We start from the raw sequence: 8152 nt of genomic DNA on the forward strand, positions 1-8152 counted from the left end.
ACCCGTGGTGTTGCCTACTGTCCACACTGTGATGGTCCACTGTTCAAAGGCAAACGTGTTGCGGTGATTGGTGGTGGTAACTCGGGTGTAGAAGCTGCGATCGACCTTGCTGGTATTGTTGAGCATGTCACCCTGGTGGAATTTGATACCAAACTACGTGCGGATCAGGTACTTCAGGACAAACTCAATAGCTTGCCGAACACCACGGTGATCAAGAATGCCCTTTCAACAGAAGTAGTGGGTGATGGTTCACAAGTAACTGCACTGAAATACAAAGACCGTGCGACCGATGAAGAACATACGGTTGAGCTTGCAGGGATCTTTGTTCAGATCGGTTTGTTACCGAATACGGATTTCCTGAAAGAAACCAAAGTTGAGTTAAGCAACCGCGGTGAGATTGTGATTAACGAGCGCAATGAAACCAACGTAAAAGGTGTATTTGCTGCGGGTGACTGCACCACAGTACCTTACAAGCAGATCATCATTGCCACAGGTGAAGGCGCGAAAGCATCACTGTCTGCATTTGATTACATCATCCGTTCGGGTCAATAATCATTTGAATTAAATGAAAACAGCCTGCTTTATGCAGGCTGTTTTCAATTCAGAAATTATATTAAATAGGCGATATGCTTGAATAGAGTCGTTGAGAATTTTTAAAGGGAATTCTGTTCATCATCAGATAATTTAAATAAATTAAAACTCTTTCTGGATAAAACATTGTCCACAATTGCTTACATGCTTAACCTCACTATGCACTATCAAATACAAACATTTCCTCACATAATATAAACACACAATTCAAAATTGATGTTTAAAAATAATAACCATAAAAACTAGTAAAATAAGGAGAAGAATATGCAGTATCAATATCATTGTGCATGCTGCAATAAAGCTGTTTCATCTACCGATACCTCATGTCCAGATTGTGGCTCACACAGCATCAGAAGTCCTTATAGTTTCTGGATGTTGTGCCTATTGGCCTGCTTAGCTGCAGCAGTCGTATTTAAAGTGGTTCATGTCTCTTCACAAGCCCAACAGGATGTACCCACCAAAGACACTATTTTCAATGCATTACAACTTGAATTAAAACAATCTTCTTAATTCAAATAGTGATGATTTTCATGGTTCATTTTCCTCAGGGGCCTGATATTCAGTATCAGGCCAAATCATTTTATAAACACTGATTCTTGCAAGACTAGGTATATATCTTAGAAATTCCGCAATGCTCTGCCCAGTTGATTTACAATAATACAAGTCTTGTAGAGGTTTTGAGTATGGTGCAGTTAATTCGCAAAGGTGGTTTAAGAGAACGTGCGAACCGCAGTCGCAGTTATCAAGGTTCAGAAAATACAGAAGCCACGTTAAAACCAAACCGTTATAGCTCTTCACAAAAAACAGATGAAAAAAAAGAGGAAACTACTGTTTCCCCTATTTTAGTTGACCAAGATCTCTCTCGTCAGGATTGATCTTCTTAATTCATTAAAACCAATGCGTCATACCAAAGCCAGATTGCAAAGATCAGGAACAGTATGCCCGAAATCAAATCTATATAGTTGCCTGCACGTTGGTACAGCACTTTGATTTTCGGCTGAGAGATGAGTAGCATCAGCAAAGCAAAAGTCAGGAAAGTTTGTAGTGGAATAATCACTGCCAGCTGTGATTTCAGATAATCTGAAGCTGATGAGCTGAGGGCCAATGAAAAAACACTGCTAAAATAAATCAGTGTTTTGGGATTAGACAGATTGGTCAATAAACCCAAAGTAAAATAATTTTTCGCTTCATTCATCATTATTTGATCATCGCTGGCTTCATGGCGCTGTTTAAATGCCTGTAATCCGCCTTTGAGCATCGCCCAGCCCATTCTTGCCAGAAATGCTCCACCCACAATCATGAGTACTTGCTGAATCCAGGGGAATTGATCAATCAGCACGGTAAAACCAGCTAGGGTCAGTACCACCCAAACCACAATCCCAGCCGAAATGCCGGCAATAATTTTTAAGGTATTGGAACGATTAGTAGATGCTGCACTTCGTGCAATCAGCAGGACGTCCGGTCCGGGGCTCAGTTGAGCAATAAAATGCAAACCACAAATGGTTAACAACAAAGACATATTTCTTCTATTAGCGATGACTAAAACCGCAGCATTATAACTTTTGTTTAAATTTTCGCAGTACTTTTATCTTAATTTACTCACATAAAAAAGCCGAATCATGGGATCCGGCTGCATAAATGTAAATCGAAATTATTTTGGATTCACATCTTTCATTTCAATCTTTTTCGCCTCTGGCGTCACTTCACGTGCTTCACCATCAATAATGGTTGAATCGCCACGACCACCTTGCTGATTTTGCATTTCCTGCATCTGACGCATCATTTCTGCAAATGGATTTTGACCTTGAGCGCCGCCCATATCGCCCATCATGCCACCCATCATTTTTTCCATCATGGCTTGCTGGCGTTTCATCATGACTTTCATCATCGCTGCTTTAAATGCCTGCTGTACAGCCGGGATCAGCATTAATACCGCCAGCACGTCTGTAATCAGACCTGGAATCAGCAGGAAAAACCCAGCCAGAATTTTCGGCAGATTATTGGTCATGGCCGGATCGGCACTCATCTGGCCCATTTGCATTTGTTGCATCTGCGGCATGAGTCCGGTGGCATATTTGCGAATCAGGTTCATACCGATAAAGAATGCGGCCACAAACCAGAAAAAGACATACCACATGCTCCCGACGAGGTCGCCCACGCCAATCCACACAAATACTTCCAGGATTACGCCAGCAATGATAATAAGAAATAATTTCATGAAAATTAATCTAATCTCTATTCAATAATTAAGGATGTAATCAACTGCTTCATCAGGATCAAGCTTTTTTGATACGCTTATGTAACAATATGGGCATTATTTTATTTTTAAAGTGCAGGCATGTCATTAATTATTGGGATTGACCCAGGTTCACGTCTTACAGGGTATGGCATTATTCAAAAAGAAGGTTCCAAACTGTCTTTTGTGGATGCAGGAACCATCAGAACGGAAACTGCGGAAATGCCTGAGCGATTAAAGCGAATTTTTGCCGGGGTTGAACGTATTGTTAAATTCTATGGTCCGACAGAAGCGGCCGTAGAACAGGTCTTTATGGCACAAAACCCGGACTCTGCCCTGAAACTCGGCCAGGCCCGTGGTGCAGCCATTGCAGCATTGGTTAATCTGGATCTGCAAGTCGCTGAATATACGGCACGTCAGATCAAGCAGTCTGTCGTTGGCTACGGCGCGGCAGAAAAAGAGCAGGTACAGATGATGGTCATGAAAATTTTAAACCTCAGCATCAAACCCCAACAGGATGCAGCGGATGCCTTGGCTGCGGCAATCTGTCATGCCCATGCTTCGGGTAGCATGAGCAAGATGGCTGTGTTAAATGCGCTTGGAGGTATGGCACGTGGGCGTAGCCGTGTCAGCAGACGTCGTTAATCATTATATGAATATTTGATCTGAAAATTTTCAAACTGATATTCAGCAGGATTTAATTCAAGTTGTTGAATATCAGCCAAATCTGCATAAATTAGTCCCTTTTGACTACGTATAATCATCTCTTGAATTTTTCTCTCATCTCCAACCACTACAGCCTCTACCGGTGCAGTTGGCAGATTTTGTACATAGCCTTTTAATTCCAGTTCTACTGCCTGAACTGCAAACCAATTTCGATAGCCTACTTTCTGCACTGTTCCTGAAATAATCAGTTTCGCGGCCTGTATCATGACTTCCTTAAAGATTAACCACTTTATAAATGGCCTGTTTCATATCTTGTGCCTGCAAACCACGCTGACCATATTTTGCCAACTCATCTCCGGCCAAGGCATGTAAAGTCACGATTTCATGCAGATGAATATTCTCATGGAACTGGGCTTTCAGACTGGCAATCATGCCAGCCAGTACATCGCCCATCCCTCCAGTGCCCATACCCGGATTACCCGCAGTACAGATATACAGCTGATCTTCCAGAATCAGACTGCCCGAGCCTTTCAAGACCCACTGTCCTTTGAATTTCTGCTGTAAGGTATGAATGGCAGCGATTCGGTCAGCTTCGATATCTTGAGTTTTATATCCTAATAAGGTTGCTGCTTCGCCCGGATGAGGGGTGCAATAAGTTCGTGGATTTAATTGTTCTGGGCGCTTTGCCAGGAACCACAGCGCATCTGCATCTAGTACGATCTCCAGCTGAGATTGCTGAATGGCACTAAACCAGAACTGATACTGCTGTTCAGCCCAGAGATCACGTCCCAAGCCCATACCAAAACAAACGGCATCTACTTGCTGTAACAGATTATCACGCTGATCTTCATCTAGGGCATTCATATCTTTGAGCATGATATTTGGTGCCCGTGAAAGGATTGCCGTATGATGTTTAGCATCACAAATAACAGTCACTTTACCCGCTCCTGCTGCAAATGCAGCTTCAGCTGACATGATTACCGCCCCGCCCATATCAGCATGACCGCCAATCACCAGTACATGTCCATAACTGCCCTTATGTCCAAAGGCCTGACGTTTGGGTAAATGGATGTGAGTACCAGATAATTGAGCAACAGGTTTCAATTCAGCATCGATTGGAATTGCAGATATACATTCTACCTGCCCAGCATAGGCTTTCCCCTGCCCGGTAAACAAACCTGTTTTAAGCCCCAGTGCCGTGTAAGTATAATCAGCCTGAATAGCGACTGGCAAAGGTTGCCCAGTATTAGCATGGAGACCACTTGGAATGTCGATTGCGATTTTTAAGCCCTTTTGAGCATTAATACTTAGAATCATCTGTTGCCATGTGTCATTCAGATCACGGTTAAGACCTATCCCAAATAACGCATCAATATAGGCATCATATTCAGTCTGAAAATCAAAATGCGGATAGACTTTTATGCATGCATCAAGTGCTTCCTGACTCGCCGAAGCCAGATCCTGTGAACCACCCTTTTCTGCTGCATAAATCTCTATCTCAAAACCAGCCTGCTGTAGGTACTTCCCGACCAGATATCCATCTCCGGCATTATTACCCTGCCCACAACAGACCGCGACCTTTTGAACATTCTCTTCAACAAATAAAGGAATCAGGCACTGCACAATGCTCCAGGCGACTTGCTGCATCAGACCATAAGAACTGTTTTTTTTAGCAAACCAGCGCTGCTCCAAGGCTTGAATACTTTGGCTATGATAAACGGGGCTATGGTAAACTTGTTGCTGCATTTTTTATTCCCTGTTCCCGGTTTATGATTACACCCGATTCTCCCGCGCAAATTCAGGTTTTTCAAGAGGATCCAGAAGCCCTCAAAGCATGGATCAAAGTACAAGCGCTGGAATTGGGTTTTTCTGATTGTGTCATTGCCCGGCCGGATGCTCAAGCAGAATTGCCACGTCTGCAGGAATATCTGGAGCGTGGTTATCATGGCGATATGAAATTTCTGGAAGAAAATCTGGACAAACGTGCTAATCCAACACTATTAATTCCAAATACTCGCTCTGTGATCTGTGTGCGTATGGATTATCTAGTCGAATCACCTGAACCGAGAATGGTTCCCGATGCACCAAATTCTGCAATTATTGCCCGCTATGCCCGTGGTCGTGATTATCACAAGACCATGCGTGGTCGGCTAAAAATGCTGTCAGCTAAAATCAAAGAAAAAGTCGGAGAATTTGAATCACGTCCTTTTGCCGATTCAGCACCCGTTTTTGAAAAGTCTCTGGCTGAAAATGCCGGTATGGGCTGGACTGGTAAACATACGCTGCTGATTCATAAAAAATCCGGTTCCTTCTTTGTACTCGGCGAACTGTTTACTTCACTGGAACTGCCATTTGATGAACCGACGACCAAACACTGTGGTTCTTGTACGGCCTGTATCGATATCTGCCCGACACAGGCGATTGTTGAGCCGTATATGCTGGATGCACGGCGCTGTATTGCCTATCTTACCATTGAGTATAAAGGCATTATTCCTGAAGATCTTCGTCGTGGCATTGGTAATCGGGTATTTGGTTGTGATGACTGTCAGTTGATTTGTCCTTGGAACAGCTTTGCCAAGACGACGACCATTGCAGACTTTCATCCACGGAATGGACTGGATCAGGCCAGCCTGCTGGATTTATGGCAATGGGATGAGCCCACCTTTTTAGCTTCAACAGAAGGTAGTCCGCTACGGCGTACCGGTTATCAAAGCTTTATGCGCAATATTGCTATTGGTTTAGGCAATGCGCCATTTAATCCAGCGATTATTCAGGCCTTGCAAAACTCTCGCGCTCAACATGATGAAGTTGTACAGGTACATATCGATTGGTCGATTCAGGAACAACTTTCTAAATCCAGATAATTGTCTATTTTTACCTGGTGTCACAGATTCCCTTAAAAGCCTTACACACCTTATTTTCAGACTGTGGCATAAATTTAAATAGTCTCAGAAATGAAATGGAGGGACGATGATGTCATCAAAAAATCCAAATCAAGAGTTACTGGAACAGCTGCAAAATGAACACCAGAATCAAATTCAGCAACAGCAGCAACCTCAGCAGCATGGGCCAGTCAATTCGCCTAAGAACAATCAGCACGAGCAGGATGAACGGGTTTTAAATAAACAGCATCGAGCAGATCTGCAAAATCAGAATATTCATGGCAATCACCGTGAATAGGAATAAATCGATTCTGAAGTTAATAAAGCCCGCCTTAGGTGGGCTTTATGATATGAGTTTAAAATTTATTTATTTTCGCTTTATAAACCTTTTTAATTAAAGATTTTCTATTTATCAGGTCAGATTCAACTCCAATCACGTAAATAGATTATTTTTGATCGAAGTTAGAAGTGTCAGCAAAATTGTGTGCCGTAATCAGGATGCCATATTTCGCATTGAGGTAATCCCCTATCCGAATGACATCACTGCCATTGGCATGTTCTACTGTAAGTGTCTGAGTAATGGCATCATAATGCAGTGACTCGAAACTTTCCTGATGTAGACTAAGCCAATGTAAGGTATCTGCGAGATTTTCATCAACAATATAAGTTTCAGCCTGAAAGTCTTTAGTCATTATGCCCCCATTGACGTTTTAACAATGCCATATTTTAACGGAATATTCTTAATTTCAGGCATAAAAAAGTGAGCAAATGCTCACTTTTCTGGGGGGTAGGTATTAATCTTTACTGATACCACACTTGCGACATTCTCGCTGTGTGCCAATTTCTTCCATGTGTTGATATTCATAAATGTGCAAGCAAAATATTTTTTTCAAAAGCTGAAGCATTGTTAAAACTCCTGTTTCACCATTATATAAATACGCTTCTGTCGTTCACTCTTCCTGAGTGTCTATTGTTGTTTTGATTAAAAAACCACCATTTACTTATAAACATAATTTTTCAAAATGTAAAATCAATTTCATACTTTTTTTAACTTTCCGATAAAGTTAAATTTCAATTGATTCATACTTTTAATCATCTGATGTGATGTATATCGCAATTTCGCCATCTTTGGAAATGATATCTTTAAAAAAAGCGAACCAAAGTCCGCTTTTCAATGAAATTTAGAAGAAACCGGCTGGCTTGGTTAAATAACTGACCAGTAGATTTTTGGTTTACTGAAATGATCCAGCATCATTTTGTGGTTCTCTCGGTCAATACCTGATTTTTATAACCGCCGAAAGCTGCATGCGCCGGATAGATATGATAACAGTTGCTTCATACAAGACCTACCTCGATGGTAGACCAGCCCGGTAAGCGGTAATCAGAAAAGTCTTAACGAATTTTTTACATAATCATCTAGTTATAGGCTACCTATTTCAATTACGGATTATTAAAAGTCAATTACACCGGAAATTTAATCTAGTTTGTTTAAATTTAATAAAATAAAAAATCTACATTTTTCTAGCTTTCCTGTTAATAGGCTTATAGCTTACTTAAATGATGAGACATATATGCGAGGTATAGGGTCTTGTCATTGAAATCAGGCATTTCAAAAACCCAGAATACATAATTCTTAGATCTAAACTTAAATTTTATATTTACAGCAGATCTCTTTCATAAATCAAAAAACGATCTTCTTTTTGGTTAATATTTGCACTCCGGATTTCTTGGCATTCGTGCATAATCTGCGGATGAAATACATCGATTCAAACAAGCT

Annotated in this window: 11 protein-coding genes and 1 pseudogene; 6 read left to right on the top strand and 6 right to left on the bottom strand. The window is 41.4% G+C overall.

Features of this window, described 5'->3' with window-relative positions:
• The 3 genes from B4033_RS11375 to B4033_RS11385 form a co-directional block, all read left to right on the top strand.
• On the top strand, positions 1-552 hold a 552-nt coding region (locus B4033_RS11375; protein ID WP_286834106.1), incomplete at its 5' end, for an FAD-dependent oxidoreductase.
• A 303-nt stretch (positions 553-855) separates the two neighbouring features.
• The gene (locus B4033_RS11380) at positions 856-1101 is read left to right on the top strand and encodes a hypothetical protein (RefSeq protein WP_286834108.1); all 246 of its coding nucleotides are present in this window, start codon (positions 856-858) and stop codon (positions 1099-1101) included.
• 173 nt (positions 1102-1274) lie between these two features.
• Complete coding sequence (locus B4033_RS11385) at positions 1275-1466, top strand: hypothetical protein (RefSeq protein ID WP_004892713.1); 192 nt, start codon at positions 1275-1277, stop codon at positions 1464-1466.
• Between the two features lie 5 nt (positions 1467-1471).
• Here B4033_RS11385 and B4033_RS11390 read toward each other — a convergent pair whose 3' ends face one another.
• Positions 1472-2110 carry a LysE family transporter gene (locus tag B4033_RS11390; protein WP_004815510.1) on the bottom strand — a complete coding sequence of 213 codons (639 nt, stop codon included), beginning with the start codon at positions 2108-2110 and terminating at the stop codon, positions 1472-1474.
• A 132-nt stretch (positions 2111-2242) separates the two neighbouring features.
• Complete coding sequence (locus tag B4033_RS11395) at positions 2243-2809, bottom strand: FxsA family protein (RefSeq protein ID WP_048882651.1); 567 nt, start codon at positions 2807-2809, stop codon at positions 2243-2245.
• A 120-nt stretch (positions 2810-2929) separates the two neighbouring features.
• On the opposite strand from B4033_RS11395, the gene ruvC reads away from it, so the two are divergent.
• Complete coding sequence (gene ruvC, locus B4033_RS11400; RefSeq protein WP_004815506.1) at positions 2930-3472, top strand: crossover junction endodeoxyribonuclease RuvC; 543 nt, start codon at positions 2930-2932, stop codon at positions 3470-3472.
• On the opposite strand, the gene B4033_RS11405 is transcribed toward ruvC, so the two are convergent.
• Both B4033_RS11405 and B4033_RS11410 read right to left on the bottom strand, forming a co-directional pair.
• Complete coding sequence (locus tag B4033_RS11405; protein ID WP_004815505.1) at positions 3469-3759, bottom strand: acylphosphatase; 291 nt, start codon at positions 3757-3759, stop codon at positions 3469-3471. The two genes, ruvC and B4033_RS11405, sit on opposite strands and share 4 nt — an antisense overlap.
• Positions 3760-3766: 7 nt before the next feature.
• Positions 3767-5239: an NAD(P)H-hydrate dehydratase gene (locus B4033_RS11410; protein WP_286834114.1), complete on the bottom strand. Its 1473-nt coding sequence runs from the start codon at positions 5237-5239 to the stop codon at positions 3767-3769.
• Between the two features lie 23 nt (positions 5240-5262).
• Here B4033_RS11410 and queG point away from each other — a divergent pair, with 23 nt between their 5' ends.
• Positions 5263-6357 (top strand): tRNA epoxyqueuosine(34) reductase QueG, encoded by a 1095-nt coding sequence (gene queG / locus B4033_RS11415; protein ID WP_076753767.1) that lies wholly within the window; start codon positions 5263-5265, stop codon positions 6355-6357.
• Positions 6358-6463: 106 nt separating this feature from the next.
• Positions 6464-6673 carry a hypothetical protein gene (locus B4033_RS11420; protein ID WP_004892694.1) on the top strand — a complete coding sequence of 70 codons (210 nt, stop codon included), beginning with the start codon at positions 6464-6466 and terminating at the stop codon, positions 6671-6673.
• A gap of 148 nt (positions 6674-6821) precedes the next feature.
• Here the strand turns inward: B4033_RS11420 and B4033_RS11425 are convergent, their stop codons facing one another.
• A complete protein-coding gene (locus B4033_RS11425) occupies positions 6822-7067 on the bottom strand; it encodes a hypothetical protein (RefSeq protein WP_008303959.1) in 246 nt (81 codons plus the stop codon).
• A 489-nt stretch (positions 7068-7556) separates the two neighbouring features.
• Positions 7557-7710, bottom strand: a pseudogene (locus B4033_RS11430) (aldehyde dehydrogenase); the annotation flags it as partial.
• Positions 7711-8152: the final 442 nt, after the last annotated feature.

It is taken from the genome of Acinetobacter sp. UBA3132, assembly GCF_002364825.1.
Lineage (GTDB): Bacteria > Pseudomonadota > Gammaproteobacteria > Pseudomonadales > Moraxellaceae > Acinetobacter > Acinetobacter schindleri.

Bases quoted from the DNA above. Each gene is read 5' to 3' on its own strand.
- B4033_RS11380 (WP_286834108.1), top strand. From the start codon at position 856: ATGCAGTATCAATATCATTGTGCATGCTGCAATAAAGCTGTTTCATCT.
- B4033_RS11385 (WP_004892713.1), top strand. From the start codon at position 1,275: ATGGTGCAGTTAATTCGCAAAGGTGGTTTAAGAGAACGTGCGAACCGC.
- B4033_RS11390 (WP_004815510.1), bottom strand. From the start codon at position 2,110: ATGTCTTTGTTGTTAACCATTTGTGGTTTGCATTTTATTGCTCAACTG.
- B4033_RS11395 (WP_048882651.1), bottom strand. From the start codon at position 2,809: ATGAAATTATTTCTTATTATCATTGCTGGCGTAATCCTGGAAGTATTT.
- ruvC (WP_004815506.1), top strand. From the start codon at position 2,930: ATGTCATTAATTATTGGGATTGACCCAGGTTCACGTCTTACAGGGTAT.
- B4033_RS11405 (WP_004815505.1), bottom strand. From the start codon at position 3,759: ATGATACAGGCCGCGAAACTGATTATTTCAGGAACAGTGCAGAAAGTA.
- B4033_RS11410 (WP_286834114.1), bottom strand. From the start codon at position 5,239: ATGCAGCAACAAGTTTACCATAGCCCCGTTTATCATAGCCAAAGTATT.
- queG (WP_076753767.1), top strand. From the start codon at position 5,263: ATGATTACACCCGATTCTCCCGCGCAAATTCAGGTTTTTCAAGAGGAT.
- B4033_RS11420 (WP_004892694.1), top strand. From the start codon at position 6,464: ATGATGTCATCAAAAAATCCAAATCAAGAGTTACTGGAACAGCTGCAA.
- B4033_RS11425 (WP_008303959.1), bottom strand. From the start codon at position 7,067: ATGACTAAAGACTTTCAGGCTGAAACTTATATTGTTGATGAAAATCTC.